Raw genomic sequence first — 26465 nt, forward strand, 5'->3', positions numbered from 1 at the left:
TTTCCCCTTAACGTGCCCTATTATTTACCCACATCTTGTGGACGAATAATTTGGTAATAAATCAAAGAATCCCGTGCGTTGTTTCTAGAGAAGACAACTCTAGTTACATCGGCTGCGAACAATTGACCCTTAGAAAACGTATTATTCATATAAACAGAACGCAAAAGATTGACTGTCTTCGTTTTCGGGTCTCTCTCTAAATAATACTTGATAATATTCACGGCTTTCAAGCGCACAAGAGGAGCAGCGCCCCCCATCGGCGGTATATCCCTTAAGAACTTATCTTCATCGTTGATTGTCTCATTCGGATACAAGGGATGAGTCTTATTTAAGAAACCTGTGAGGTTGAAGGGGGTCAGTCTTGATTCCCCCGGCGCGTTTACAATTCCCACGAAAATCGGAGAGCGGGCTGGCACATTGTAGTTGGGTCCTGTCGGAGTCATCTCGCGAACAGCTGCTGGAGAGTCCAACATCAAAATCGTCCCTACCTGCCAAAATCCCGGATTGGATTTTAAAACTTCATTTCCTTTGTTCAAAGACCGGAAGATTAAAGCCGCCTCTTGATTCGCACTTGCCGGAAGAGCCCCTAGATCGTAAGCCAAGGCCGGCGTGTACATCATCGTTCCCAACTTGTCGTTGGAAGTCATAAAGACAAACTCATTGCGACGACCAAACTCCAACGTCAGCTTTCTTGGAGCATCGAACTCTTGGTCTCCACCAGAATCCGAGACATAGTCGAAGAAACGAAAGCCTGTATCGTCGGGAATCAACACATTATTGAAAGAAGGTTCAGAGTATTTAAGGTCTTTAAGAATCATACGCTCAGCGATGATGTTATCAACCTTATCTTCGATCTCATTGGTGATTTGATCTTTGGTCTTTGCAGTAAAAACAAAGAAAGAAGCCGCAACCATCCCCATGATCCCGAGGAGGGCCACACCGACAACCATTTCTGCTAATGAGAAACCTTTTTGATTCAACTTCATTGTGAGTTCACCACAAACTGATAATCTTGAAAGCCATAGTTGGCTGGATTGCTAGGAAGACTTCCGTCACCTTGAGCCTGCGACCAATCTTTATGACTCATTCTTACCGTTACTAAATACAATCCCTTAAATTCTGGTGATGCCTGCACCACGAAGCCATATCGTCCCGGACATTCAGAGCATTCTTTAGCTGGCAAAATCTTGCCGTTTCCCCAGGCCATAGGAAGCTTGTCTAAAGCCAGAGCCTCGCTGCGCGATTTATCGGAAGTGGAATAGTTGATCTGGTACATACGAACATTCGGACGGATATTCTCAATCACATCATTGATCTGCTTGTACAAAGAGTTCTTTGTACCACTTTCTTTGGCGACCTTACGCATGTTGATAGTTCCTGAAATAAAGAACGAACCAACTAACGTAATCATGGCCATTCCAAGCAGCGATTCTAAGATCGAAATACCTTTTTGGTTCTTGAGTTGCGACATCATATGCCGGACTCCCGCGAAATTTCTAATACATAAAAATGAACAAGACGGTTCTTACAAGTCGTCGCTGTTCCAGTCGAACTTGAAAGACCACAGTCCGGGTCTACCGAAGTCCAACGGAACGGATCGGCCTTCGAACGAAGAGCAATCGAGTTACAGCGATAAAGATTTGCCACATTCAACATCGAAGGATAAGGGTGCCATACTGGATAACGAGCAATCGTCGAACAATCCTGCCCGTTCACACCTTTAAGCACACGTGCTTGGCGCAACTCATAAGTGGACATCGGATGATAAATCGTACTCCAACGAATTCCTTCGTTGTAGGCGGTTTCGTCGATTTCGATACCATTGGTCACAATAAAGCTCCCAATAATTCGAAGAGCTGAATTGCGTGGTTCAATCACCAACTTCTCGCACGTAAAGAAGCCCGTTACGAAATTCGCTGTGTTCTTAATAATACAGCGACGAGCCATGGACTTTACGATGAATTCAACTTTTGAAAAACTTCCCGACTTGTACGAGTTATTACCATCCAAAACAAGGTCAGCCCGCTCTTCATACTTGTCTGTGAACGACCAAGAGAATTTTGAATTCGGCGCGAACGACAGTCCCCAGTCACTCAATCCGAAGGCTGAGTTTTCTGGAGTTTTACAAATTATGTCGTAGTTTTTATAAGCGTTTTCATTCGGAAGTTCCCCACGCCATTGACCATATTGGTCACCAAGATACTGAGAACCTTTAATCGCCGTACCTTCACGACTGAACTGCAAAGTACCTACGTTATTATTGGACCACGGTCTTAAAGAATACTTCTTATAATAAGAGACGTCATACGCCTCAAGACGCATGTTCAGAGGAAGCGGATTGCCGTTACTATCAAGCAGCATCTCTTCATTTTCGAAAGACACTTCAAGATCGCGGAATGAAGCATTCCCCGTGCTGGGGGAGTTCGGATTGTTAGGATCTTGAGGATATTTTAAAGTGATATGGACTTTGGGTTGAATACCTTCTTTAGACTCAACCGCCGCCAACTGTCTTTCATAAGTCGTAATTTGCTCGGTGGCGCGAGCGAGATCCATATTTTTAAGCTCTTTCGCGCGATTGAGCTCACGAATCTGTCTTTTGATGTCTTCGATACGATCTTCAAGGCGAGCTACCCTGTCTCGATCTTTTTTATCACGCGCTTCACGTAAATTATCCTCAGCTTGCTCAAGATCTCTGTTGGCGCGAGCCAACGCATTTTCAATGTCTCTGAGATCCTGATCCAGTCTTTCTTTGGCAAATTGAGCGTCTGCTAATTTACGTTTGATAGTGTCTTTTAAGCCAGAAAGATCAATTTTCGGCTCTAACGTCACTGTTCCGTTATCTGGAATCTCACCCAAAACGACAACGGACTGACCGAAGCTCATAGTGAACTTCGCTACAGCGGCTTCTTTTTTTGTCAGGTTAAATGCATTCAGAATACCGCGGATTGCATTCGGCGCATCGACTTCACCCGTTTGCGGATTGAATCGGTTTTTGTCCGTCATACCCAGACGGTACTGATGTTTACTGCCTGTATTTCGTAAAATTTGACCACGCAGCTGACTGTTGATCGTGCTTTTCAAATCATATTTTGAAAGATTGTACTCGACACATTTTTTTAAATCCGAAGGATCCACCGTATCGCCGCTGGTCTGAAAGCCGGAAAGAAAGTCTAAACCGATGTCGCGCGCGCCATCCAATTCGACCCCTTTTTGAAAGCCACCAAACTGGCGGATGTTCGCCCAGAACTGATCTGAGTCGGCTCCCGCGCTTCGAGGTTGAAACTCGGCGTTCCTACGAAGCACCGGGCCTTCACCTAAAATGATCTTATCTTTGAATGTTACTGGCGTATAAACTGTATCAACGCCCTTTTCGTCAGACTCTAAATCAGGTGCCGCTGGTAAGCGAACCGCTCCATTTACAAACACCGGACTTTCAAAAATAAGTCCTGGAAATCTTAAACGATCATTTCTAGAAGAAAATTGTTTTAGGGCTGCATCCCCTTTTGCTTCAGGGACACCGGATCTATTCTCTTTATCTAAGTGAAGATCACCAGCCACGAGCAAAGCAAAGCTTCCCACTTCGCGAGGATATACGCCGATTTTTGAAGTCGTCGTTAATTCACTGCCGCCGACCAGAATCGGTTTCCCTGAACCATCCAACAAACTGATTTTGACCGTAAGATAAAGCTCACGGCCATATTCAGGAATAACGCCACGATTATCACGAGCAATGTCGATGCGAATCGCTTCCGTCTTATACCCCTTCAACTCAGACACAATTTTGTAAACAGGATGAAGAGCACTGAAAGTTTTTAAGTTGATCGTCTCGCCAAATCGAATCAAGGGAGCTTTTTCTGGATTTGTAACACCGGCCAAACGCAAAAAGTTCACCGTCTCGGACTTCATCAACATACGCTCGATAGAGCGCGGATGCGCAAGCACTCCGTTCATATTATCGCCGCATTTTTCCGGCATCCAGTCTTTAGAAAAACACCAACGCTGTTTGATACCAAACAACGTAAAGTCCATCATCGAATGCAACGCCAAGCGCGCGGTGATGATAGAAGCGGTCTTTGTAACTTGTTGACGATGTTTGATGACTTGAGGAGATAAGAAATAAAGCATAACGCCCACGACACCAACGGCGACGAGGGCTTGGACAAAGGCGCTGCCTTTGTTGTTCGGCTTCAAGATAGAACGTTCTAGCCAGAAGAGTGGTTTCATGGCGAATCTCCTATCTGTCCATATCGACACACAGGATATCAAACTTAAGATACAAAAGTCCGGTAGGTCCTCAGTTTTACCTGACTTTCACTCTTAGTGATTCACTATGAAACACTCCCCGTTTCGATTCGGGAATGCTACTTCGCTTTCCCTTGGTTGGCGACGGCTTCGATGGCCGCCTTCACTTCTTCAGGATCCCCGATGAATTCCTTCTTCAGGACCTTAAAGTTTGCGTCCAACTCATACATCATAGGAATACCCGTCGGCATATTCACTCCCATGATTTCATCGGGAGTCATACCTTCAAGATGTTGCATCAAGGCACGCAAGCTGTTCCCATGCGCCACGATCAGGACATTCTTTCCCGATTTGATCGTTGGAGCGATCGTGTTGTTCCACAAAGGTAAGAAACGCGCGACCGTGTCTTTCAAAGACTCTTGGCTTGGCAGAATTTTTGGGTCCACATCTTTATAACGCGGATCATGAGAAGGATGGCGAGGATCGTTCACATCCATTGCTGGAGGCGGAACATCATAACTACGTCTCCAAATTTTCACTTGGTCTTCACCATGACGAGCCGCGGTTTCAGCTTTGTTCAAGCCTTGCAGAGCTCCATAATGACGCTCATTCAAGCGCCAGTCTTTGTGTACTGGAAGCCACACTTGATCTACTTCATCTAATACGAAATTCAGAGTTTTGATCGCTCTTTTGAGCATGCTGGTGTAAGCGATATCAAAGCTAAAGCCTCTATCTTTGAGTGCTTTCCCGCCTTTTAGAGCTTCGGCTCGACCTTTTTCTGAAAGATCTACGTCTTGCCATCCGGTAAAACGGTTTTCCTGGTTCCACACACTCTCACCGTGTCGAATTAGAACTAACTTATACACAGTTTAAACTCCTTCAATTTACATAGAAAAAGAGCTATCATGGCAGGGCCTTCTTTTACATCAAAAGCTTGTGATATTGCCGCGCATTAAGGCGTGTCAAACTCCTAAGATTTTGAAAAATTAGCAGGCGTCTAAAACGTGGAGAAAACACCGTGAACAATAGCAGTGGCATCAATCGCGCCAACCTTGAATACATTGAACAGCTTTACGCAGATTTCAAATCCAATCCGGATTCGCTTGCCGTTGAGTGGAGAAGTTTTTTTGAGGGAGTCGAGTTTGCTCAAGAAGGCAAATTCGGAATGTCCGACAAAGAGCTCGCAGTTTTTCAATTGATCCAAGCCTATCGCGCTGAAGGCCACACAGAAGCGAACTTGAATCCTCTTTACGCTCCGAAAGAAAGCGAATTGCTTTCTTTGAAACGCTTCGGTTTGAGCGAAAAAGATTTGTCTGCAAAATTCCAAGTAGGCTCTTTGATCGGCAAACAAGGTGCAACACTTTCAGACATTATCGCGCAACTTAAAAAAATTTATTGCGGCACTTTGGCGTTGCAAGCCGCCGACGCTTCTCCCAAAGAAGTTCAATGGTTGCAAACAGAGTTTGAGTCCGCAAACGCCGGCAAACTTTCTTTGGATGACAAGAAAAACGCTTTGTCGTCTTTGACGAAGGCTGAGACTTTAGAAAAATTCGTGCACACACGTTACGTGGGTAAAAAACGTTTCTCTGTGGAAGGGGCAGATTCCATTCTTCCAATGATGGACACTTTGGTGAACAAAGGCACAGGCCTGCAAGTTCAAGAAGTTTTCGTCGGCATGGCTCACCGTGGTCGCGTGAATATTCTTGTGAACTTCTTCGGTAAAGGTGAAGAGTACGTTTTCGGTGACTTCAACGGACCGCTTGAATTAGCAGAACCGGTTGAAGGTTTTGATGGCGACGTGAAGTACCACTTAGGTTATGTCTCTGAAAAGAAAACAGCGAACGGCACTTGCAAAGTGACGATGGCTTACAACCCTTCTCACTTAGAAACCGTCAATGCTGTGGCGGTAGGTATGGCTCGTGCAGCTCAGGATGCTTTGGGTGACAACGCCCGTAAAAAAGTCGTTCCAGTTCTTATCCACGGTGATGCGGCTTTCGCGGGCCAAGGTATTGTGCAAGAAGTTTTGCAAATGGCGGGAGTCAAATCTCACACTGTCGGCGGAACTATTCACGTGATCTTGGACAACCAAGTTGGTTTCACAACAAATGGTTTTGATACTCGTTCTACTCGCTATGCTTCTGATGCGGCGAAAATGACTTTCACACCGGTTCTTCATGTGAACGGTGATGATGTTGAAAGTGCTGTGCGTGCGATGGACATCGCTCTTCGCTACCGTCAAGAATTCGGCAAAGACGTTGTTATCAACTTGATCTGTTACCGTAAGTACGGACACAACGAAGGTGACGAACCTGCTTTCACTCAACCGCAAATGTACGAGCTCATTAAAGCTCACCAGACAGTGCGTGAAATCTACGGCAAAAAACTTGTCGCTGAAGGCAGCTTAGATCAAAAATTTATTGACGATCTTTACCAAAAAGCGATGGATCGTTTGCAATCCATCTTTGAAGAAACAAAGAAAACAGCGCCGAAGCTTAAGAACTTCAAATTCGAGGGCCCTTGGAAAGGTCTTCGTCGCGCGACGGACGCGGACTTTGAAAAACCAGCTAATACAAAATTCGATATCAACACTCTGAAAAAGATCGGCGAAAAAATCGGTTCTTTCCCAGAGGGTTTCACTCCTCACCCTAAATTGATCAAACTTCTTGAGACCCGTAAAAATATGGGCGCAGGAAAAGATCCTATCGACTGGGGTATGGGTGAACTTCTTGCTTACGGAACTCTTCTTCACGAAGGTTCCAGCGTTCGTTTGACCGGTGAAGACTGCGTGCGCGGCACCTTCACTCATCGTCATGCGGGTATGTATGATTTCAAAACAGGCAAGGCGTACTTCCCGCTTGCCGATCTAAACCCGAAAGCCAACCTGCTTGTGGCTGAAAGTATTCTTTCAGAATACGGCGTACTTGGTTTTGAATATGGTTACTCAAACCAAGATCCTCGTTCCCTAGTTATGTGGGAAGCGCAATTCGGTGACTTCGTTAACGGAGCCCAAATTGTGATCGACCAATACATCGCGGCCGCCGAATCTAAATGGCAACAAATGAGCGGTCTTGTGATGCTTCTGCCTCACGGATACGAAGGTCAAGGACCAGAGCACTCTTCGGCTCGTCTCGAGCGTTTCTTGCAACTGGCAGCGCAAAACAATTTGCAAGTGTGCAACTTAACGACTCCAGCGCAGATCTATCATGCTCTTCGCCGTCAAATGCACCGTGATTTCCGCAAACCACTTGTCGTGATGTCACCGAAGTCATTACTTCGTCACCCGCGTGCGGTTTCAACTTTGGAAGAGTTGGCAAATGGTCAATTCCAAGAAGTGATTGCGGATACTGTTGATAAATCCAAAGTGGATACAGTGGTGTTTGTTTCCGGCAAACTTTACTACGAGTTGTTAGAAGAAAGAGAAAAAACGAAGAAGGACAATATCGCTTTGGTTCGACTAGAGCAGATCTATCCTTTCCCTGCAAAACAAGTCACTGAAGTTTTAAAGTCTTATCCAAAGGCAAAAACTTTGATCTGGGCCCAAGAAGAACCTAAAAACATGGGTGCTTTCCAGAATGTGTACTTCAAGTTTGTCGATGTGGTTGGCAAAGCCGGCATGAAGCTGGGCTTTGAATATGCGGGCCGTCCAGAGAGATCTTCTCCGGCGACGGGCTCTACATACCGTCACGCGATTGAGCAGGCTGAAATTATTAAATCCATTTTTGGCGCCTAAGGCGCAGTTTAGGACTTTGTAAATGAAACAAGAGATTAAAGTTCCTACGGTTGGGGAATCCATCACAGAAGCAACCATCGGTAGCTGGACAAAAAAATCCGGCGACTTTGTAAAACGCAACGATGTTTTAATGCTGCTTGAAACAGACAAAGCCAGTGTTGAAGTTGTCGCTGAAAATGACGGTGTCTTGACTATTCTTCCAGGCAGCGAAGCGGGAGCCGTGGTAAAAATCGGTGCGACTGTAGCTACTTTGGATACTGATGCAAAACCAGCGGCGGGCGCTGCGGCGGCAGAGCCTGCGAAAGCAGAAGCGGCTCCAGCACAAACTCAAGCGGCTCCTCAACAAGCAGCTTCCACAGGTAAAGATGCGTCGGCGCACCTTTCCCCTGCAGTACAAAGAATTGTGACTGAAAAAAATCTAGATCCTTCTTCTGTTCAAGGAACTGGTAAAGACGGTCGTTTGACGAAGGGTGATGTTCTTGATGTACAACCTCAAGCGAAAGCCGCTCCGGCAGCAGCCCCTGCGAAGTCCGCAGCTCCGCAAATTTCAGCGGCTGATGTAATGGCTGCTCGTGGTCCTTCAAAACAAGGTGATAAAAAACTTGTGGCGATGACGACGATCCGCAAACGTATCGCTGAAAAACTAAAAGAAGCACAAAACACGGCCGCGCTTTTGACGACTTTCAACGAAATCGACATGACGAAAGTGATGGAGCTTCGTGCGAAGTACAAAGACAAGTTCAAAGAGAAATACGGCTTGAACTTGGGCTTTAACGGCTTCTTCGTAAAAGCAGCGGTTGAAGCATTGAAGGCCTACCCTGCCGTGAATGCATGGATCACAGGCTCTGATATCGAATACCACAATTACTACAACATCGGTATTGCAGTATCGACGGAAAAAGGCTTGATGGTTCCCAACGTGAAAGACGCTGACACTCTTTCATTAGCTGGAATTGAAATGGCCATCCGTGATTTGGCTACAAAAGGCCGTGATGGAAAAATCACTCCGAATGATTTAGGCGGTGGGACTTTCTCAATCACAAACGGTGGCGTGTTCGGATCTCTGCTTTCAACTCCGATCTTGAATTACCCACAGTCAGCTATCTTAGGACTTCACAAAATCCAAGACCGCCCTATGGCGATCGACGGAAAAGTAGAAATCCGCCCTATGATGTATGTGGCTTTAACGTACGACCACAGAATCATCGACGGGAAAGAAGCCGTCAGCTTCCTTGTAAAAATCAAGGAGCTTGTCGAAGATCCAGAAAGACTTCTACTAGAAGTATAATAAAAACCCAAAAAAAGGCCCGTATCAAACCGGGCCTTTTTTTTATTTACCAAAATTTGTTTATAGTTAGATAAAACAATATCCGATTTATCTGACATGAAGTCTCTTTTTCAATCTTCATTGTGTTTCTTCGCCCTGACTTGTGCAGGTTGCACTGGCGAACTATCAACGGCAACATACGGCTCGATTCAGAGTCTTTACGGAAATTGGACAACGGGTTGCAAAAGCGAAGGAACCGTCTTCGCAAAAATCAACGCTCTGATGAATGAGGACGCCACTTATAGGTTGGAAACCATCACTTACTCGGACCCGAACTGCACGACAAAGCTTTTAGCTCTTGATGAAACCGGCACGTTTCGAATCACTCGTATCACGAACACGAAGCTGGACCATTCCGGAGACCTTACTTGGATACTTTCTTTAGCGACGGTCAGGCCCCTCTCCGTTGATGCAGAAACTTCGCTTAACACATCCGCCTACTGTGGTTTCACGGACTGGCAGCTCAATATACCAAAGGACATCATGGGTCAGACCTGCGATGGAAAGACCATAGGATCCACAGGAAACAAAAACTATGACCTGTTCGATGTAGCAACGACAGACAATCCCTACATAGGACGCAAAACCGGCGATCTCAGATTCGGCTATAGATCCACCGATCGCGACGGAACTTCAGAATCCCGAAGACCCAACTCTTTAAACACCAACCTCATCTATCGAAAATAATAAGGCCATCAAATCGCCCCATAGACCTATGGCATAAAACAACAAATCGCTCCACAAGCAGCTATAGCCTCGTCTACAAAAAACAACAATAATCCCCCACCCAAAACCCAAAACACTAGGACCGTTCAAAAAGGTCCAGCCGCAAGGCGGAGGGCCCCTTCTGCCGCGGAGGCGTGCTAATAGCACGTCGGAGCAGAAGAAGGGACCCGACAACGCAGCCGGATGGGCCTTTTTCAACGGTCCGGGTAATGCGATGATTCTTTGGTGACCCTTCTGCTAGTATATCGTATAAAAGCTTTAAGTGCTTTTCACTAAAGGATGCTTCTATGAGCGAGACACAATTTGATCTAATCGTTATTGGTTCTGGACCCGGTGGATATGTAGGCGCGATTCGTGCCGCACAGTTGGGTTTAAAAACAGCTGTTATCGAAAAAGATAAAACTTTTGGTGGTACATGCTTAAACGTCGGTTGCATTCCTTCCAAAGCACTTCTTGAAAGTTCTGAACACTACGTGGCCGCTCAACATGATTTTGCTGCCCACGGTATTAAAGTTTCTAAAGTGGATTTAGATCTTCCAACAATGTTGGCTCGTAAAGACAAAGTCGTAAAACAAAATACGGAAGGAATTAACTTCCTGTTTAAGAAAAATAAAATCACTCCATTCACTGGCTTCGGTAAAATCGTCGCTCCGGGTAAAGTGGAAGTGAAAGCGGACGACGGCAACACGCAAGTTCTAACAACAAAGAACATCGTGATCGCGACAGGCTCTGCACCGGTTGAGCTTCCTTTCTTGAAATTCGATGAAAAACGCATCGTCTCTAACACGGGCGCCTTGGTTCTTTCACAAGTTCCAAAAACAATGATCGTTGTGGGCGGTGGTGTGATCGGTCTTGAACTTGGCTCTGTATGGCAGCGTTTGGGCGCTAAAGTAACAGTGATCGAATACGCCAATCGCCTTGGTGGAACAATGGACCAAGACTGCATGAATGTGCTTAAACGCGGTTTAGAAAAAGAAGGCATGAGCTTCCTTCTTTCGACTAAAGTGACAGCGTCAAAAGCATTGAATGACGGCATTGAAGTTACTTACGAATCTTTGACAGATGGTAAAACATCTTCCATGAAAGCCGACGTCGTTCTGGTCGCGACGGGCCGTAAACCATTCACAAACGGTGTGGGTTGCGAAGAAATGGGTATCCAAAAAGACCCTCAAGGTCGCATCGTCGTTGATAAACACTTCCAAACAAATGTTCCGGGAATCTATGCCATCGGTGACGTTATTGCGGGCCCAATGCTAGCGCATAAAGCGGAAGAAGAAGGCGTGGCTTTAGCAGAGATGCTAGCAGGTCATGCTGGACACGTGAATTACAACACAGTCCCTGGCGTCATCTACACGCACCCAGAAATCGCGGCTGTCGGATTGACAGAAGAGCAATTGAAAGAAAAAGGCATTGAATTCAACGTTGGTAAATTCCCATTCATGGCGAATGGCCGTGCCCGCGCGAAAGGCTTCACAGAGGGATTTGTAAAAATCATCGCTGACAAGAAAACAGATCGTATTTTGGGCGCGCACATGGTCGGACCAAGTGTTTCTGAGCTCATTCATGAAGTGGTTGTCTGTATGGAATTCGGCGGCAGCAGTGAAGACCTAGCTCGCTCTTTCCATGCGCATCCAACACTCAGTGAAGCGGTTCGCGAAGCCGCCTTGGGCGTAGAAAAACGCACAAGACAAATGTAATTTTTGAAGTTCTAAAAACTAAAAAGCCTTCAGAGATCCTGAAGGCTTTTTTTATTTTATCGGCAAAGTGACTGAAGCACATCCCAACCCGGTCGAACCGCGGGCTCAATCGGAGCCTCTTCCGCCGTCGGCTCAAACTGGCTGACCAGATCGTTTTCATATTTATAACAGTCGCGACGCTTGAAGTTTTTCTGTTGAGGCAGGCTTTCTAACACGCTCACCATTAAATCCATATGCGCTTCATCCAAGGCCCCTTGCGGAGCACTGTTATCGCGAAGAGTTTTGATTTGTCCAAGCACCCTATGAACAGAGCTGAAGCGCTCTTTATTATTACGTGCTTTGACGACTTCTTTTTGCAGAAGTTCGGCGTAGCTATCCACCTGCTGACGAAGACTGCGTTGGCTCTGAATGGGAACTTCTTGGCGGATCGCTGCCGAAGCATCCAAGACTAAAAGCCAAGTAAATGCCGCTAAAAAGATACTTTTCATGCTCGCCTCCAACATTTTTATCGTATGACTTCCCGTTTTTAGCAATCTCGACTGTGGGGAAAGCCTAAATGCTGATACTTTTTTAATTAAGAACGTTTGAGGAACCACAATGAAATGTCTATTTACCATCAGTATTATTCTTTTTTCACTTGCATCAGCCGCATCAAACAAAATGGATATGGCTTGCGTTACAGAGTTCCCATCTACAAGCTTCGTTGTCCGCGAAGCTGCAGACACTGTGATTGTTGAAATCTTCAATCACAATGGTCCGCAGTACCGTCCCGTCTATGACGGTATCGTCACTCCGAACGACCTCGGTACTATTGCAAAACGCGCGAACGTTGTCAGCAAACTTCCGACAATTTTACGCTTTGAATGGCCGAGAACGAAGTGTGAATACCACGGCCCATTAGTAAAATCCTGCATGGGAACGACTGACGAACAAGATGTGAACGGCTTCAAAGTCAGCGGTTGGTCTTTCACTTCCTCAGAAGTGACGGAAAAAACTTTCGCCGGAGATTTTAAGTCGCATAAAGTGTCTGCGCATTTCAGCGTCGATGGCAGCACGTATTCCGTGCCCATGACATATCAGGAACATGATTGCGAACCGAACAGATATTTTAGAAAAGACATTCTCCAATAGATTGGACCTTTAAAAACAAAAAAGCACGGTTCAGCACCGTGCTTTTTTTTTGCCGTAAGAGGATTCTACTTACAGATAAGATCCACGACTTGGAATGCCTTATCAACATAGGCCTCTTTTTGGCTCTTATCGTAAGACTTCATCATAGACGTCACTTCTTTTTTATACTCCGGGCACTTTTTAGCCTGAAATTCTTTTTTATCTGGCATGTAAGACAAAGACTCCATGAAAAGGCTCATGTTCAGTTCCTTTTCTTCGGATTGACGTGGGTTCTTTGCACGCAAATCACTTAAGTCTTTATAGCTTTTCAAGAAAGCATCGAAACGTTTGTTCACGTCTTTTTCTTTCTTTAACTCTGTTTCTAAAGCCGCTACTTTCTTATTGAACTCTGAAAACACATCCACTTTCGCCGCAGCAACCGGAGTTCCTGCGGTAAAAAGAGAAACAGAAATTAAAGCTCTAAGAATTTTTGTTCTGTGCATGTTCCTGCTCCTAAACCTTTATCCAACACACGTGCTTGCGCTTTCACTGCTGGGATATAAATAGAATCTTTGTAAGCAAACAAGTATTGCGCCAACGTCAAAGGCTTACCACCTTTAGAGATGACTTTTGCTCGCGCTTCACCTGCTTTGAATTTACCCTGACCCGGCTCGTACCAATAGTTCATATCGAAATCGGCTTTCGTGATCGGATACTTCTTCAACGTGGCAATACGGTACTTCAACCACTCGCGGAAGAACATCGCAGGGCGGCCCGGGCCTGAATTGTAAGCCATAACAAACAGCATCTCTTTGATGGTCTCTTTGTCAAAGCTATCAATACCTGCATCCTTCATCAACTGTTCAGCACCTTTGAAGTTCGGATCTTTAGTGTCTTTGGAACGAGCAAAGGCATTGTTCGCATTGCGTTTTGTCGCATGATAAAAGATTCCGTAATACACAAGGCTGCGCAATGGATTTGGCGGAGACGAAATCGCATGGCAGCGATTGGCGTCATCGGCTTTGATATCTTCCGCATTCTTCGGAACGGCGCCAGGAATCTTCATCAAGCGTTTGCAAGACTCTTTTTCGCTGTTCGTGATACGACCTTTGAAATTTGGATAGTTTTGCTGAACGTCGACAAGGGCTTGATCCGTGAATTGACCAATACCACCGTCATTCACCAGACCAAACGCGTTCACATGCAAACCACTTTCATTTGAAAGTTTGGGTGCAATGAATTTCGCAGGCACATCAAGACAGTCAGCCACATCAATCAAAGAGTTATAAACCAAGTTAACGTAATCTTCTGTCACACAGGCTTTGTGCCCGTAACGCACAGGCGTCCCTTCTGGGTCACTATCACATTTAGAGAACAAATGCGGATCATGCTTATAATCTTTTACGTCTTTCACTTCCCGCTGTTCTGTTGGACCTTTTGTACGATTGTAAGCAATGTCGGCTTCTCTTTTTTCTTCCGGAGTCAACGCGCGGTCCTTCCAGAAACGTCTCATGATATAAAGAGCGCACTTACGTGGAAGGACTTCCGCCGTTTTAGAATAGTCACGAGTTCCAGAAAACAATCCCTGTGGATCTGCCTTCTTGAAAGCTTCGAATTTGTCTTGAAGATAGTTACGGTCTTTGCCGCAATCTTCAGGCTTTTCAAAGCTCAAAATATTAGGTGTGCTGCCAAATTGACAGTTACAAGTCATGTCTTCTTGAGAAGCCGTCATCGTCGAAACGGACTGATTCGCCAAGTTGATTTTTTGAATGACTGTTTCTTCTGCTGAAGAAGCGAAATCGCTTCCGTCAGGTCGGTAATACAAGCCATACCAGCCGAAGACTGCAAAGCAAGTAAAACAACAAAACGTGTAAAGCCAGAAGGATGTCCTTGATTGCTTCACCCTACTCTCCTTTTTGATAGTGCATCAGCTTCTTATCTGTTTATTCAAAGCAAAACTAAAGGTACGAAAGTCCAGATGCTTCCACAATTCTTGAAGAGTTCTAATTTTGAGACGGTGAAATTTAGAAACTGTAAGAGATAGCCAGGACGGCGTTCGCCCCGCCTAAGAAATAAAAAAGACCGCGCATATCTTCGTCTTCGGATTGACTGGCGCTATAAATATTCACAGCCGCAATCAAAGCATGAGTTGCGACTCGAATCCACCGGCGATTTTCCCGCAATTCGTTTTGTTTCAAAAGATATCTTTGCAGCACTTCGTTCTTCTGCGCAAGCGAGAGCGATGAACCCTCTAACGCATAATAAAAAGACGAGGTCTCGCTTCCCGCCCAATAGTAGCTGGCACCGACACCGATCGCTGCCAGTCCCACATTCGATGTTATCGCAAAAAGTGTCTGACTGAAAATCTCTTCAGAGTGAAAGTATCCTACCGTTCCACCGACAGCCGCCACCGCGCCTGAAATCATGTAACTCAATCCTTTTACTTCCTGAGCTTTTTCTTCTTCTAAAACATGTTTACGAAATTCGTTCCATTGAACGGGACCGTCATAATGTCCGTCTTCAGAAAATGATTTCAATGGGCTTAAAAGAAGAATGAGCAAGAAGAGACTCAGCTTCATAGCGTGATCCCCATCTGGATAAAGACGCCTCGACTGACTTTTTCGCTCCAGTAGGTCAAACCGCTGGTGAAGTTTTTAAATGTTAAAAGAAAACCAGCCGAATGATCATACTCAGACACACTGGCCACCGCATGAAGAATACCCAACTCGTAAGCCGCCGCCACGCGAAAAGCATCCCGGGCATTTTCAGTTTCTGAATGCAGATGAAACTGCACACCCAATTCAAAAAGCCCCAATGGCACTAAAGGTTTCACAGAAGCGCCAAGAAGTCCTTCAGGTTTGATCGGATACTCTTCGGTTTTTCTATCCGAAAAGCCCCATTGACTTAGCATCGCTGAAATCTGAGGCTGCCAAGCTAAATCTTCCCAGGCATAAAGAAGGCCCGGTTCGACGTACACCAGTTCTTGTGTTTCTGAAGCAAGTATTTCTTGAGAGTTTCCGGCAAAAGCTTCGCTCAAAGCGAAATACTGTCCGATAAATCGCACATGCGTGTAGCGCACCTGAATACCCGCATAAAGATTCTCGTACAAATAAGTTCCCGCCTGTCCTTTCACGCTTTGCTCTTCGGCTATAAGCAAATCAATCATCGGCAAAGAAGGATTTTCCATACGCGATATGGCAACGATGCGATAAGGTTCAAAAGACACGCCCCATTTCGGAGCTTGAAAAGAAGCTTCAAAAGAAAACTCTCCTTCAATATTTTCTCGGCGAGAAAAGAACTTCGCAACGGCGGCTTCGTCCTCTTTGCCTTTCAAAAGATCTTCCGCTTCTTTGATGTACTCAAGATTGCTTCCCATGAAAATATCAGCATCGAATCGACGGGCGCGATCTTTGGCGATAGCGGCAGGATTGCACGGCAGACCTTTTTGAACGCTATCCATCGTGTAACAAGAACTGCCCAATGAACGCGCCAAAAAACGAGTCGATCCATCACGCAAGGTGGATGGCAGCGTATTTGCTGAAGCCAAACAAGAAATGAAAAATAAAAATAAGATCAGCCTTAGAAGCATACTGTCTCCCGCGGCCACGGCTTGGCTAAGGCTTCCGATTTTATTCTCTCAATGTCGTTTTGAAGCTGCTCACAATCTTTTTGTCTTTCAGGAAAGGATTTTTGCACATCCTTCACTAACAACTTCACAACATCTAAAATATTTAACGACCATGCAAAGAAGGGTCGTAACTCTTCGGTGCACACTTGACCTTGCGTGGTGATGAGATAGTTCCGCAGACCTTCGCTCACTAGGGACTTGATATACACAATTCTTAAGGTGGCGGAATACAACGCAGCTCCTGGCTCTGTGACGTCATGAAGAACTTGCAGCGCGCGCGATATATCTTCCCTAGGAGCGGAAGAAAGCTCTGGCACTTTTTCCCAATGCGCAGACATCTGGCGAAGCACATTTAAAAGTCCCGTTGTCGGTTCTGTAGTCTTCGAGTGCGCGATTTCTATCTGGGGAATTTCTTTGACGGCGACAAACGAATAAATCTTTTCGATCTTCACACCCGCCCGCGCAGCATAGGCAGATGCTAAAGCCAACTTCACATGATAGTGCGGGTCTTTTGCGGATAAGTCTGTGAAGTAGGAAACGGCCTCATCAGTGCGTCCGTCATCCAACAAAGAAAATCCCTTAGAAAGTGCTTTTTCTCGGGTCATGGGATCTTCTTTTGACTGGCACGACGAAAGTCCTAACAGTAGGACGAGTGCTAATTTAAGCGGGTTTCTATGCATAGGACACGGATGTTAACGCCTTGCATTGGAAAATTCGACAGGGCACGCGACGCAGTAAAAATTATTCATTGATCCTTACTTCGCCGCAATATACCCCTGCCACCGTGTAACACTTCTAAGGATGGTGTCATGTTTCGTCTACTATTAGTAACAACGACTTTTCTTGCTAGTTTTTCTGCGTCTGCGGCCGTTTGGACGTCCGTCAACGATTGGTCTTCTGCTTGGGAAGATCGTTATGCAGAATGGGTGCGCACTGAATGGCGCACGGACTTCTTCTCTCGTCGCACTTTACCCAATGGTCAAAGCAATCCTTATTATGGATTGAAAGTCGATTGTGCCGATACGGTTTATTCAATGCGTATTATCTTTGCGTATGAAAATCGTCTGCCTTTCGTCGCTCAAGATCCGACATCTTCAGGAAGAACGATCTCTAATAAGATGAGCCGTTGGGATGGTCAAAGCGAGACCAACCGCGTGCGCAATTTCTTGTGGTTCATCTATGAAACGATGAGCACTCGCTCTCTTCCGAATGACACTTACCCTGTCGCCATCAACCGCAATGTGATTCGCTCCGGTTCGTTGATTTTAACGACGAAGAAAAATCATCACTCTTGGACCGTGAAAGAGATCTTGCCTATCGGTGTGCCTCACCTAGTTTACAACTCTGTTGTGGGTGCAACGACGGGTTTGGGTTTGCAAGAACGTCAATCTTGGCCAAATCCTGAATGGGTTTTCGAGGGAGAATACGCAGCTTCCGGACACGCGGGCTTCCGCGCTTGGAGACCGGCTTCTGCTTTGAATATCCCCGTGTGGCAAGTTCCAGGTTACAGCGAAGAACAGTACCGCATTCCATTGAACAAATGGGTTCGTTACGTGCAAAATCGCTTGGCACTTCGTCAAGAAACGGACGATCAAATGGTCGCACGTATGTTGAAAACTATTTGCGTGGGCTTTACAGACCGCGTGAACTATGCGCGCGAAGGTATCGACTATATCAAAAAGAATCCGCGCTGCATGAACTACGCAACTTACGACAACTACTCGACGCCAAATCGTGATCAACGCATTTTTGACGACATGATGTCTTTGCGTCGCGCTTACCGCGAGATCTTGCAAATCAATGGTGGCAATCAACTGAGTGCGGCTTCTGTTCAGCAATTGAATAAGATCTTCCCATTCATCCAACAAAGTGCGGCTTACGAAGCTTCTAAAATGACATCTTTAGGTGTTAGCAGCGCCTCGGTTTGCGTTACTGAATATTACCCGGGACGCAAAATGGATTTGGCTGAGTTCAAGCGACGCATGTTTGCAGGCCTCATTTCCAATAATCCGCACGATGACCTCGAATATCGCTGGGGCGAAGCGCGTGGACCTTCGCAGCGTGCAAGATCATGTCAATCGTGGGATTCTTGGAGTCCGGATCTTTCAAATAACTAGATAGGAACTATGAAACCGATCACTCTTAAAGTATGGATTCTGTGGGCGCTGGTGTTATTCATCCTTGGCGTCCTTGCAGATTATTATTTCTTACACATTCTTTTTCACGAAAAACAAAACGGCAATGGAACGCACATCGAAGCGATGGGTACGCCAGCTGAAACGCCAGCGGCCCAACCGACTCCAGAGACGGGGGTTGACTCTTCATTTCTTGACCGCAACGCCAGCGACGAATCAGCAAACAGTTTGCCTCAACAGGACAACTTCCTAGCGTCTTTGAAAGCTTGTGCTCCTGAAATTGCAGCCCAAGCTATTGCAACACCCGAAGCTTTGCTTGAGTACTTGCAAAAAAGTGTAGGTGTAGCACGTGAAGAAATCGCCGTTGAGAATTATCATCTGACATTGAAAGACGGAACTCTTCGTCGCGTTCACGTGATTGCCGCTGACAACACGAACTCTGCGGATAAAAAAGAAATCCGCTATTTCAAATTGGATGCCGAAGGGTATCCCGAACGTCTTCCGCTGAAAAGCGATGAAACTGTCGAATCCTTGCTCGCTCAAGGAACCGTGACAAAGCATGAAGTGAAATCAAAGTTAGATCTTAAAGATGGATCGAGTGTCAGTCTTGAAATGCACGACCAGCGTGCCTTTGAATTCCAGTATGACAATCACGGAAAAGTACTTTCCTGCCGTCTGCGCGCCTGCCAATGTCCTTAGGACCTTCCTTGGTCTAGGACCGCATTAAGTTGCTGTCACAGTATTTCAAATCACAGCCCCTCTGATAGAGTAAATGTTAGAGGGTCTTTGATCTATGCCAAACTCGCAGTCCTTTTTACATTCTAGAAGCCTGTGGACTTACTATGTACTTTTCTTTTCAGGCTCGACCGTTTTGCTTTATCAAGCGTTTGGTTGGAATGTCTTTGGCGACTCGGTCAACTTCTTATGCCTGCTGTTTTTAATTCACGGATTTGCAGCGAAGAAATTCCTGCACATCATTGAAAATTCTTTGCTGGTAACACTGGGATACATTCTTCCCCTGCTCATTCGCAATTCACTGAAGCTTTCTTATTCCGAAGCGCCTTCGATGAAAGACTTTTTGCATTTAGGTTTGATCTCAACAGCGACGACCTTGGGATTTGGATTTGCGTTTTCGCTTCTGGGTTATGTTTTGCGTTGGGCCCGCCACAAAGTTCTTCGCTTATCTCGCGGCAAAATCAACACCCGCGCTTTGCAGGACGACTAATCTCCGGTCGTCCCACGCAGTTGCGCCTCTTCAAAGCGATTCTGTTCCTCCATTACGAGCTCTGACAGTTCCTTTTTAAGCGCATTGAATTCCGGCGATGCAGGATTACGGGGCCGCTGAATTCCCACATGAATATCACGCTTCACTGTTCCCGGGCGATAACTCATGACGATGATTCTATCCGCCAGATAAATAGACTCTTCAATCGAGTGCGTTACAAAGACGATGGTCTTTTTAAACTCGCTCCAAATTTTTAAAAGCTCATCTTGCAGACTTCGCCGAGTGAGGGCATCTAAGGCACCGAAAGGTTCATCCATCAGCATGATTGGTGAATCCAGAGCAAGGACTCTTGCGATGGCCACACGCTGCCTCATTCCTCCGGAAAGATCTTTGGGGAAACGTTTTTTGAAATCCGTTAGTTTTAAAATTCTTAAAAGATCATCCAACTTCTTGGTGATTTTATCTGGATTCTCTTTACGAATCTTAAGACCGAAGACGATGTTTTCTTCGACCGTCATCCAGGGAAAGAGCGCATATTCTTGAAAGACCATGCCGCGGTCCGGGCCGGGTTCGGCAATCAATTTTTGTTCGACTTTGATTTGTCCCTCGGTCGGTAACGAGAAGCCCGCAATCGCATTAAGCAGTGTGCTCTTACCGCAGCCGGAAGGACCGAGCAGGCACACAAACTCTCCGGGTTGGATATCGAAGGTGATATCTTTTAAGGCGACGACATCTCCACCATCACCTTTAAAGACTTTATGAACGTGCTCGATTTCAATGTGGGCCGCCTTGCTCATTCAAGCCCCCGATGCCAGCGTAGAAGATAATTATTTAGTTTGCTAACAGCAGAGTCGATGGCTAATCCCAAAAGACCGATAGAGAACATACCGGCGATAATTTTGTCAGACCAAAAGAATTCCCGAGCCTCCAAGATACGATAGCCTAGACCATTATTCACCGCGATCATTTCGGCCACGATCATACAGATAAATCCTGTTCCAATACCAATACGCACGCCGCTTAAGATGTAAGGCATCGCTGCTGGCAGGATGACTTTCATAAACATGACCCCCGGAGTAGCCCCCAGGTTTTTGGCAGCCCGAATATAAATGCTGTCCACCGCGCGCACCCCGACAATTGTATTCATCAAGACAGGAAAGAAAGCGCCCAGAGCAATCAGAAAGACAGCCGGCGGATCTCCAAGACCGAACCACAAAATCGCCAACGGAATATAAGCGATTGGCGGAATCGGTCTTAACACTTGAATCAAGGGATTCAGATAATCATACACGTGAGTGCTTGCCCCCATCATCAGACCCAATGGCAACGCTAAGCCGGCCCCAATTAAAAAACCCACCGCCACGCGGTAGGTGCTTGAGATCAAATCGCGAATGAGTTCTCCGGAAAACATCCAGGAGAAGTATGACTCTTTGGCGGGATCGTAAGGTTCATAGGGTAAGAGGTATTCATACCACTTGATAAGAACAGATGAGGGTGCTGGCAAGACCTGGGGATTCACCCATCCGGCACGCACCACCAACTCCCAAAGGGCGACGACCAAAAAAGGAACCCAAATACCCTTTAAAGATGAGGACCAATTCTTCAAAATGATCTCCTACTATTTAACACCGACGGCTTTTTTTGCATCCGCCAACAGATCTAACTTCACCCAGTCCGCCGCCTTCGGAGGGTTCTTCATACGACCCACTCCGTATTTTGCCATCATGTCCGTTGTGATCTGCATGTGTTCGACAGTTAAGTCGTAAGTGTAATCCGCATTATCCATGGCATCTTTGAAATCTTGCGAAGTGATTTGACCTTTGAACATTTTTTGAATGACAAACTTTTCGGCGATCTCGGGTTTATCTATGAAAAGTTTCGTCGCCTCGACAAAACACTTCATAAATCTTTCAGCTACGGGTCTTTTTTCTTTGTACATTTTTTCGGTCATCACCATAGTACGAATCGGCTCTCCCATCGCGGTGTCATAGGGCTTTAAAAGTTCCACGCCGAAGCCTTTGTTAATAGCTTGTGAAGACTGCGGTTCGCTTTGGGACATCGCCATGATATTTTTAGATTGAAGAGCTTGATTTAAATCTGCAAAAGCCATGAAGACAATTTGCACATCTTTACCGGGTTGATCGGACCACGTAAGATTGTGCTTAGCTAGTTCCGCATAAAGTAAGAGCTCTTGGGCTCCCCCGCGAGCGACTCCGACTTTTTTGCCTTTAAGATCTTTTACTGTTTTGATACCGGAATCTTTAGCGACCACAATACGGGCCCCTCCCTTAGAAAAACCCGCAACGGCAAAGACGGGTGCCCCCCCGGCTCTTCCCGCAATCGCGGCATCGGCCGCACTGGCCGCCACATCAATTTCACCGGCAATAATGGCTGGAACGATATCCAATCCCTTGGCGAAGACCCGCTCTTGGACATTTAAATTATACTTATGGCAATACTCGGAAAGATAACTGATAGCGCCGTAGTGAGCGAACTTAAGGTTACCAACCCGCACTAAGTCGGGAGCCGCTTTCGCATCTAAATTAAAGATGCTTAAGAGTAAGAGGAAGAAGAAACCCAAAATCAACTTCGAATTCTTACCGTTCTTCTTAACACCAAGATGTTGCATAAACGAGCCTCCGTGAAGTACGCCGTACTTTTGTTGTCGGATGCACCGTAAGCACGGCCATTTCAGTAAACGCTGCAATGACCCGACCCGCAATAAGTCTTATGACAGGCCTTTTCAATGTCGGCCTACAGATGTCATTTCTGAAACTTTGTTAAATGAAGGTCTTCCGTAATACTGCAGTAAACCAAGGAGTAGTCATGGCACAAAAAAGAAGATCGGCTACGGCGGCAGCAAAGAAGAAAACAGTTTCTCGTAAAAAAGCAAAATCCGCTTCTGCGAAAACTAAAAAAGCGCCAAAGCTAGCCCAAACAAAAATGGAAATGAAAAAAAGTCGCGCGACTCAAAAAGCCCCTCCCGCATCACCTAAGAAGTCTCGCGCTAAAGCCGGAGTTGAAACCACAATGGATTCTCCGCGCGAACCTGCACGTGAACTTGAAGAAGGTTTAACAGCGCAGCCAAAGATGAAACTTTCAAGAAAAGGAAGTGGCGATTTTCGCGAAAGACAAAGATCTGTTTCACAACCGAATGCTGTCAACCCCGCAGGAAGACGATAGTACTGACTAAAGATTGAAAGAAAAAGAGCCTTCTTATCAGAAGGCTCTTTCATATTTATAACCAAAGACTTTTCACACCGCGCTCTTCAGCGACTTCTTTTGCAAGCTCATAGCCCGCATCCAAGTGTCTGAATACGCCCATTGCTGGATCGGCAGTGAGAACGCGCTCTAAACGACGAGCCGCTTTTTCAGTTCCGTCGGCAACGATAACTTGTCCTGCGTGTTGACTGTATCCCATGCCCACGCCACCGCCGTGATGCAAGCTCACCCACGTTGCTCCGCAAGCTGTATTTACGAGGGCATTTAGAAGAGCCCAGTCACTCACGGCATCAGATCCATCTTTCATCGCTTCTGTTTCACGGTTTGGACTTGCGACAGAACCGCAATCCAAGTGATCACGACCAATCACGATCGGCGCTTTCACTTTTCCTTCCGCCACAAGCTGATTGAACATCAAGCCCGCTTTAGCGCGCTCGCCGTATTCAAGCCAGCAGATACGCGCCGGCAGACCTTGGAACGCAATACGCTCTTCAGCCATATCCAACCAACGAAGTAGATCCTTCTTGTGAGGGAAAAGCTTTCTCATCGCATCGTCTGTCACTTTGATATCGTTAGGATCGCCGGACAAAGCCACCCAGCGGAAAGGACCACTGCCTTTACAGAATAGAGGGCGGATGAATGCAGGTACGAATCCAGGATAATCAAAGGCATTCGTCACACCTGCTTCGTAAGCGCGCGCACGAAGGTTGTTACCGTAATCAAAAGTCACGGCCCCTTTAGCTTTCATTGCAAGCATACCGCGAACGTGTTTTGCCATTGAAGCATAAGCTGCGTCTAGATAAGCTTTTTGATCGCGCTCACGGAATTCCTTCGCTGTCTCGACCGTGTAACCTTCAGGAATATAACCCACCAATGGATCATGTGCTGAAGTTTGATCTGTCAAAAGATCCGGAGTGAAGCCTTTTTCAATCATTTGATGAATGACGGTCGCCATATTGCCCAGAAGAGCGATGGATTTTGCTTCACCAGATGCTGTGTATTTTTTCACGCGTGCTAAAGCATCATCAAGATCTGTAGCGACTTCGTCGACGTATTTTGTTTCAAGACGTTTTTGAATACGAGTTGGGTCAATTTCAACTGCCAAAACTGTGGCACCTGCAAAAACACCCGCAAGAGGTTGCGCTCCACCCATACCACCTAGGCCCGCTGTCAAAATCACACGGCCTTTGAGGTTTCCGCCAAAATGTTGGCGACCGGCTTCAACGAATGATTCGTAAGTTCCCTGGATAATACCTTGAGTTCCAATGTAGATCCACGAACCCGCCGTCATCTGACCGTACATCATCAGACCTTTTTTATCGAGTTCGTTAAAGTGTTCCCAAGTCGCCCACTTCGGTACAAGGTTCGAGTTTGCAAGAAGAACGCGTGGAGCATCTTCATGAGTTTTCAAGATTCCAATCGGCTTACCCGATTGAACCAAAAGCGTTTCGTCGTTTTCTAGATTTTTTAAAGCTTCAAGAATTTTATCAAAGCTTTCCCAGTTACGAGCGGCTTTACCAATACCGCCGTAAACAACCAGATCTTCCGGACGCTCTGCCACCACTGGATCCAAATTGTTTTGAATCATTCTGTAAGCAGCTTCTTGCAACCAGCCCTTACAAACCATTTTATTTCCTGTAGGAGCCTTTACAACACGAGACATTTTCCCTCCAAAAGGTGCCAAAATAAAAAATTAAATTACCATTCCATCGGACCGACGGCTTTTTCAGCCACGGTCACTAGCTCGTTTGAAAGCATCATCGCTTTAATAGCTTCGATGTCTTTGTAGAAGATACGATCTTCTTTAGCGTATGGAACTGTTTTACGAATGTGATCAAACACAGCCTTCACGGCCGCATTCGGTTGAAGTGGCGCTAACATGTCAATAGCCTGACATGCCGACAACAGCTCCATAGCAACAACATGTTCTGCGTTTCTTAGAATTTGCGCGAACTTTCTTGCGGCGATCGTGCCCATTGATACGTGGTCTTCTTTTTCCGCTGAAGTCGGGATGGAATCCACCGATGCAGGATGCGCCAAAACTTTATTTTCGCTGACCAAGGAAGCCGCCGCCACTTGCACAATCATGTGACCTGAGTTCAAACCACCGTTCGGAGTTAAGAACGCGGGAAGCTCACTCATCTGAGTTGAGATCATTTTAGAAATACGGCACTCACTGATGCTGGCTTGAGAAGAAATGGCGATACCGGCAAAGTCCATCGCATGCGCCACAGGCATTCCGTGGAAGTTGCCGCATGAAAGAACTTTATTTTCATCGGCGAATACCAACGGATTGTCTGTTGAAGAGTTGGCTTCAGTTTCCAAAACTTTAACAACATAACGAAGAGCATCTTTAGCGGCCCCATGAACTGCTGGCATACAACGAAGTGAATAAGCATCTTGTACGCGAGGGTCGTTGATGGAATGACTTTCAGAAATCTGGCTGGTCTCGCCCAAAATTTTCATCAGGTTGCGCGCTGTTTTCGCTTCGCCTGGATGAGGACGAGTGGCCGAGATCAAGGGATCAAAAGCTTTGCGTGTGCCACGAAGGCCTTCTAAAGACATCGCACCTGCGATATCCGCAAGCCACAATAAACGGCGTGCTTCCCACAATGAAAGAAGACCGACAGACGTCATCACCTGACAGCCGTTGATCATTGAAAGACCTTCTTTGGCTTTCAGCTCTAAAGGCTCGATGTTTTTTTCTTTTAACAATTCACGAACGTCGACGGCTTGACCGTCTTTACCCCACGCCAAACCTTCGCCGATGATTGTTAGTGCTAAGTGAGAAAGCGGAGCTAAGTCACCACTCGCCCCTACGGAGCCTTGTGAAGGCACTACCGGGATGATGTCGTTGTTGAGGAATTCAAGAATTTTATCTACGACCAGCGGGCGAATACCGCTGTGACCTTTAGCCAAAGCATTGGCACGAAGAACCATCATCGCACGCGTTTCTTTTTTCGTGAACGGAGTGCCGACACCCACTGAGTGTGAACGAATCAGATTTCTTTGCAATTGCTCAATTTCAGCGTCAGAGATACGAACGGAAGAAAAGGCACCAAAACCTGTGTTCACTCCGTACATCACTTCACCACTAGAAATGCGGCCCTCAATATAGGAACGAGATTTTTGCATCGCCGCTCTACCACTGGCTGCCAACTCCACCTTCATGCTAGGTGTGGTCGCGATTTGGTAAAGGTTTTCTAAAGTGATGTTTTCACCGTTAATTTGCATAGAACTGACTCCCTTAAAAACGAACCGCATCCTAGCGCAAGGACTCTAGTTTAGGTACTTTCTGTGTGGTTTGCGCCTTGCGTAATTTTGGGGCTTTTTTAGGCGGCGCCTAATGGCGTCGTCTTGGAACGTTTCTTTAAAAGGAAACAGAGTTCCTTTGCAAAGCTCGTCAAAATGAGTTTATCGCCG

At 46.1% G+C, this 26465-nt stretch carries 24 protein-coding genes; 9 read left to right on the forward strand and 15 right to left on the reverse strand.

The window, feature by feature from the left end; all coding sequences use genetic code 11:
* Positions 1 to 20 precede the first annotated feature (20 nt).
* The 4 genes from ACLWBD_RS11965 to gpmA all read right to left on the reverse strand — a co-directional run bounded on the left by ACLWBD_RS11965 (position 21) and on the right by gpmA (position 5108).
* Positions 21 to 986 carry a Tfp pilus assembly protein FimT/FimU gene (locus ACLWBD_RS11965; RefSeq protein WP_081112090.1) on the reverse strand — a complete coding sequence of 322 codons (966 nt, stop codon included), beginning with the start codon at positions 984 to 986 and terminating at the stop codon, positions 21 to 23.
* Positions 983 to 1474 carry a hypothetical protein gene (locus ACLWBD_RS11970; RefSeq protein WP_063243915.1) on the reverse strand — a complete coding sequence of 164 codons (492 nt, stop codon included), beginning with the start codon at positions 1472 to 1474 and terminating at the stop codon, positions 983 to 985. The genes ACLWBD_RS11965 and ACLWBD_RS11970 overlap by 4 nt, the downstream gene beginning before the upstream one ends.
* Complete coding sequence (locus ACLWBD_RS11975; RefSeq protein ID WP_413568333.1) at positions 1471 to 4224, reverse strand: hypothetical protein; 2754 nt, start codon at positions 4222 to 4224, stop codon at positions 1471 to 1473. The genes ACLWBD_RS11970 and ACLWBD_RS11975 overlap by 4 nt, the downstream gene beginning before the upstream one ends.
* 137 nt (positions 4225 to 4361) lie before the next feature.
* Positions 4362 to 5108 (reverse strand): 2,3-diphosphoglycerate-dependent phosphoglycerate mutase, encoded by a 747-nt coding sequence (gene gpmA / locus ACLWBD_RS11980; RefSeq protein ID WP_063204622.1) that lies wholly within the window; start codon positions 5106 to 5108, stop codon positions 4362 to 4364.
* A 152-nt stretch (positions 5109 to 5260) separates the two neighbouring features.
* On the opposite strand from gpmA, the gene ACLWBD_RS11985 reads away from it, so the two are divergent.
* From ACLWBD_RS11985 to lpdA, 4 genes are all read left to right on the forward strand, one after another.
* Entirely contained in the window at positions 5261 to 7972 is a 2712-nt protein-coding gene (locus ACLWBD_RS11985) for a 2-oxoglutarate dehydrogenase E1 component (RefSeq protein WP_413568334.1), read from the forward strand.
* Positions 7973 to 7994: 22 nt separating this feature from the next.
* Entirely contained in the window at positions 7995 to 9260 is a 1266-nt protein-coding gene (odhB, locus tag ACLWBD_RS11990) for a 2-oxoglutarate dehydrogenase complex dihydrolipoyllysine-residue succinyltransferase (protein ID WP_413568335.1), read from the forward strand.
* A 96-nt stretch (positions 9261 to 9356) separates the two neighbouring features.
* Positions 9357 to 9986 (forward strand): hypothetical protein, encoded by a 630-nt coding sequence (locus tag ACLWBD_RS11995; protein ID WP_413568336.1) that lies wholly within the window; start codon positions 9357 to 9359, stop codon positions 9984 to 9986.
* A 326-nt stretch (positions 9987 to 10312) separates the two neighbouring features.
* Entirely contained in the window at positions 10313 to 11722 is a 1410-nt protein-coding gene (lpdA, locus tag ACLWBD_RS12000; protein WP_063204626.1) for a dihydrolipoyl dehydrogenase, read from the forward strand.
* Positions 11723 to 11778: 56 nt separating this feature from the next.
* On the opposite strand, the gene ACLWBD_RS12005 is transcribed toward lpdA, so the two are convergent.
* Positions 11779 to 12210, reverse strand: coding sequence for a hypothetical protein (locus ACLWBD_RS12005; RefSeq protein WP_253696312.1), 432 nt, complete (start codon positions 12208 to 12210; stop codon positions 11779 to 11781).
* A gap of 109 nt (positions 12211 to 12319) precedes the next feature.
* On the opposite strand from ACLWBD_RS12005, the gene ACLWBD_RS12010 reads away from it, so the two are divergent.
* Positions 12320 to 12853 carry a hypothetical protein gene (locus tag ACLWBD_RS12010; RefSeq protein WP_373997898.1) on the forward strand — a complete coding sequence of 178 codons (534 nt, stop codon included), beginning with the start codon at positions 12320 to 12322 and terminating at the stop codon, positions 12851 to 12853.
* A 65-nt stretch (positions 12854 to 12918) separates the two neighbouring features.
* Here ACLWBD_RS12010 and ACLWBD_RS12015 read toward each other — a convergent pair whose 3' ends face one another.
* The 5 genes from ACLWBD_RS12015 to ACLWBD_RS12035 form a co-directional block, all read right to left on the reverse strand.
* The gene (locus ACLWBD_RS12015) at positions 12919 to 13335 is read right to left on the reverse strand and encodes a hypothetical protein (protein ID WP_063204628.1); all 417 of its coding nucleotides are present in this window, start codon (positions 13333 to 13335) and stop codon (positions 12919 to 12921) included.
* The gene (locus ACLWBD_RS12020) at positions 13305 to 14735 is read right to left on the reverse strand and encodes a hypothetical protein (RefSeq protein WP_413568337.1); all 1431 of its coding nucleotides are present in this window, start codon (positions 14733 to 14735) and stop codon (positions 13305 to 13307) included. The genes ACLWBD_RS12015 and ACLWBD_RS12020 overlap by 31 nt, the downstream gene beginning before the upstream one ends.
* A 121-nt stretch (positions 14736 to 14856) precedes the next feature.
* On the reverse strand, positions 14857 to 15411 hold the full coding sequence (locus tag ACLWBD_RS12025) for a hypothetical protein (protein WP_413568338.1): 555 nt from the start codon (positions 15409 to 15411) through the stop codon (positions 14857 to 14859).
* Complete coding sequence (locus ACLWBD_RS12030) at positions 15408 to 16421, reverse strand: hypothetical protein (RefSeq protein WP_413568339.1); 1014 nt, start codon at positions 16419 to 16421, stop codon at positions 15408 to 15410. The genes ACLWBD_RS12025 and ACLWBD_RS12030 overlap by 4 nt, the downstream gene beginning before the upstream one ends.
* Positions 16412 to 17065: a hypothetical protein gene (locus ACLWBD_RS12035; protein ID WP_413568340.1), complete on the reverse strand. Its 654-nt coding sequence runs from the start codon at positions 17063 to 17065 to the stop codon at positions 16412 to 16414. The genes ACLWBD_RS12030 and ACLWBD_RS12035 overlap by 10 nt, the downstream gene beginning before the upstream one ends.
* Before the next feature lie 204 nt (positions 17066 to 17269).
* Between ACLWBD_RS12035 and ACLWBD_RS12040 the strand changes: the two genes are divergently transcribed.
* The 3 genes from ACLWBD_RS12040 to ACLWBD_RS12050 all read left to right on the forward strand — a co-directional run bounded on the left by ACLWBD_RS12040 (position 17270) and on the right by ACLWBD_RS12050 (position 19820).
* Positions 17270 to 18577 carry a hypothetical protein gene (locus ACLWBD_RS12040; RefSeq protein ID WP_063204633.1) on the forward strand — a complete coding sequence of 436 codons (1308 nt, stop codon included), beginning with the start codon at positions 17270 to 17272 and terminating at the stop codon, positions 18575 to 18577.
* Between the two features lie 9 nt (positions 18578 to 18586).
* Positions 18587 to 19294, forward strand: coding sequence for a hypothetical protein (locus ACLWBD_RS12045; protein WP_063204634.1), 708 nt, complete (start codon positions 18587 to 18589; stop codon positions 19292 to 19294).
* 94 nt (positions 19295 to 19388) lie between these two features.
* Complete coding sequence (locus ACLWBD_RS12050) at positions 19389 to 19820, forward strand: hypothetical protein (protein WP_413568341.1); 432 nt, start codon at positions 19389 to 19391, stop codon at positions 19818 to 19820.
* On the opposite strand, the gene ACLWBD_RS12055 is transcribed toward ACLWBD_RS12050, so the two are convergent.
* From ACLWBD_RS12055 to ACLWBD_RS12065, 3 genes are read right to left on the reverse strand one after another with little or no spacing between them, the layout of a single operon-like run.
* Positions 19817 to 20617 (reverse strand): ABC transporter ATP-binding protein, encoded by an 801-nt coding sequence (locus tag ACLWBD_RS12055; RefSeq protein WP_413568342.1) that lies wholly within the window; start codon positions 20615 to 20617, stop codon positions 19817 to 19819. The two genes, ACLWBD_RS12050 and ACLWBD_RS12055, sit on opposite strands and share 4 nt — an antisense overlap.
* On the reverse strand, positions 20614 to 21432 hold the full coding sequence (locus ACLWBD_RS12060; RefSeq protein ID WP_063204637.1) for an ABC transporter permease: 819 nt from the start codon (positions 21430 to 21432) through the stop codon (positions 20614 to 20616). Before ACLWBD_RS12060 ends, ACLWBD_RS12055 begins: the two co-directional genes overlap by 4 nt.
* 6 nt (positions 21433 to 21438) lie before the next feature.
* Positions 21439 to 22449, reverse strand: a complete 1011-nt coding sequence (locus ACLWBD_RS12065; protein WP_063204638.1) for an ABC transporter substrate-binding protein — start codon at positions 22447 to 22449, stop codon at positions 21439 to 21441.
* Positions 22450 to 22646: 197 nt separating this feature from the next.
* Here ACLWBD_RS12065 and ACLWBD_RS12070 point away from each other — a divergent pair, with 197 nt between their 5' ends.
* The gene (locus ACLWBD_RS12070; RefSeq protein ID WP_413568343.1) at positions 22647 to 23003 is read left to right on the forward strand and encodes a hypothetical protein; all 357 of its coding nucleotides are present in this window, start codon (positions 22647 to 22649) and stop codon (positions 23001 to 23003) included.
* Positions 23004 to 23058: 55 nt separating this feature from the next.
* Here the strand turns inward: ACLWBD_RS12070 and hutU are convergent, their stop codons facing one another.
* Both hutU and hutH read right to left on the reverse strand, forming a co-directional pair.
* Positions 23059 to 24705, reverse strand: a complete 1647-nt coding sequence (gene hutU, locus ACLWBD_RS12075; RefSeq protein WP_413568344.1) for a urocanate hydratase — start codon at positions 24703 to 24705, stop codon at positions 23059 to 23061.
* 35 nt (positions 24706 to 24740) lie between these two features.
* Complete coding sequence (gene hutH / locus ACLWBD_RS12080) at positions 24741 to 26276, reverse strand: histidine ammonia-lyase (RefSeq protein ID WP_063204641.1); 1536 nt, start codon at positions 26274 to 26276, stop codon at positions 24741 to 24743.
* Between the last annotated feature and the right edge of the window lie 189 nt (positions 26277 to 26465).

The sequence above is a fragment of the Bdellovibrio sp. HCB117 genome, from assembly GCF_047305915.1.
GTDB lineage: Bacteria > Bdellovibrionota > Bdellovibrionia > Bdellovibrionales > Bdellovibrionaceae > Bdellovibrio > Bdellovibrio bacteriovorus_B.

Coding starts and splice junctions, on each gene's coding strand:
- ACLWBD_RS11965 (WP_081112090.1), bottom strand. CDS start 986: ATGAAGTTGAATCAAAAAGGTTTCTCATTAGCAGAAATGGTTGTCGGT.
- ACLWBD_RS11970 (WP_063243915.1), bottom strand. CDS start 1,474: ATGATGTCGCAACTCAAGAACCAAAAAGGTATTTCGATCTTAGAATCG.
- ACLWBD_RS11975 (WP_413568333.1), bottom strand. CDS start 4,224: ATGAAACCACTCTTCTGGCTAGAACGTTCTATCTTGAAGCCGAACAAC.
- odhB (WP_413568335.1), top strand. CDS start 7,995: ATGAAACAAGAGATTAAAGTTCCTACGGTTGGGGAATCCATCACAGAA.
- ACLWBD_RS11995 (WP_413568336.1), top strand. CDS start 9,357: ATGAAGTCTCTTTTTCAATCTTCATTGTGTTTCTTCGCCCTGACTTGT.
- lpdA (WP_063204626.1), top strand. CDS start 10,313: ATGAGCGAGACACAATTTGATCTAATCGTTATTGGTTCTGGACCCGGT.
- ACLWBD_RS12005 (WP_253696312.1), bottom strand. CDS start 12,210: ATGAAAAGTATCTTTTTAGCGGCATTTACTTGGCTTTTAGTCTTGGAT.
- ACLWBD_RS12010 (WP_373997898.1), top strand. CDS start 12,320: ATGAAATGTCTATTTACCATCAGTATTATTCTTTTTTCACTTGCATCA.
- ACLWBD_RS12015 (WP_063204628.1), bottom strand. CDS start 13,335: ATGCACAGAACAAAAATTCTTAGAGCTTTAATTTCTGTTTCTCTTTTT.
- ACLWBD_RS12025 (WP_413568338.1), bottom strand. CDS start 15,411: ATGAAGCTGAGTCTCTTCTTGCTCATTCTTCTTTTAAGCCCATTGAAA.
- ACLWBD_RS12030 (WP_413568339.1), bottom strand. CDS start 16,421: ATGCTTCTAAGGCTGATCTTATTTTTATTTTTCATTTCTTGTTTGGCT.
- ACLWBD_RS12035 (WP_413568340.1), bottom strand. CDS start 17,065: ATGACCCGAGAAAAAGCACTTTCTAAGGGATTTTCTTTGTTGGATGAC.
- ACLWBD_RS12040 (WP_063204633.1), top strand. CDS start 17,270: ATGTTTCGTCTACTATTAGTAACAACGACTTTTCTTGCTAGTTTTTCT.
- ACLWBD_RS12045 (WP_063204634.1), top strand. CDS start 18,587: ATGAAACCGATCACTCTTAAAGTATGGATTCTGTGGGCGCTGGTGTTA.
- ACLWBD_RS12050 (WP_413568341.1), top strand. CDS start 19,389: ATGCCAAACTCGCAGTCCTTTTTACATTCTAGAAGCCTGTGGACTTAC.
- ACLWBD_RS12055 (WP_413568342.1), bottom strand. CDS start 20,617: ATGAGCAAGGCGGCCCACATTGAAATCGAGCACGTTCATAAAGTCTTT.
- ACLWBD_RS12065 (WP_063204638.1), bottom strand. CDS start 22,449: ATGCAACATCTTGGTGTTAAGAAGAACGGTAAGAATTCGAAGTTGATT.
- ACLWBD_RS12070 (WP_413568343.1), top strand. CDS start 22,647: ATGGCACAAAAAAGAAGATCGGCTACGGCGGCAGCAAAGAAGAAAACA.
- hutU (WP_413568344.1), bottom strand. CDS start 24,705: ATGTCTCGTGTTGTAAAGGCTCCTACAGGAAATAAAATGGTTTGTAAG.
- hutH (WP_063204641.1), bottom strand. CDS start 26,276: ATGCAAATTAACGGTGAAAACATCACTTTAGAAAACCTTTACCAAATC.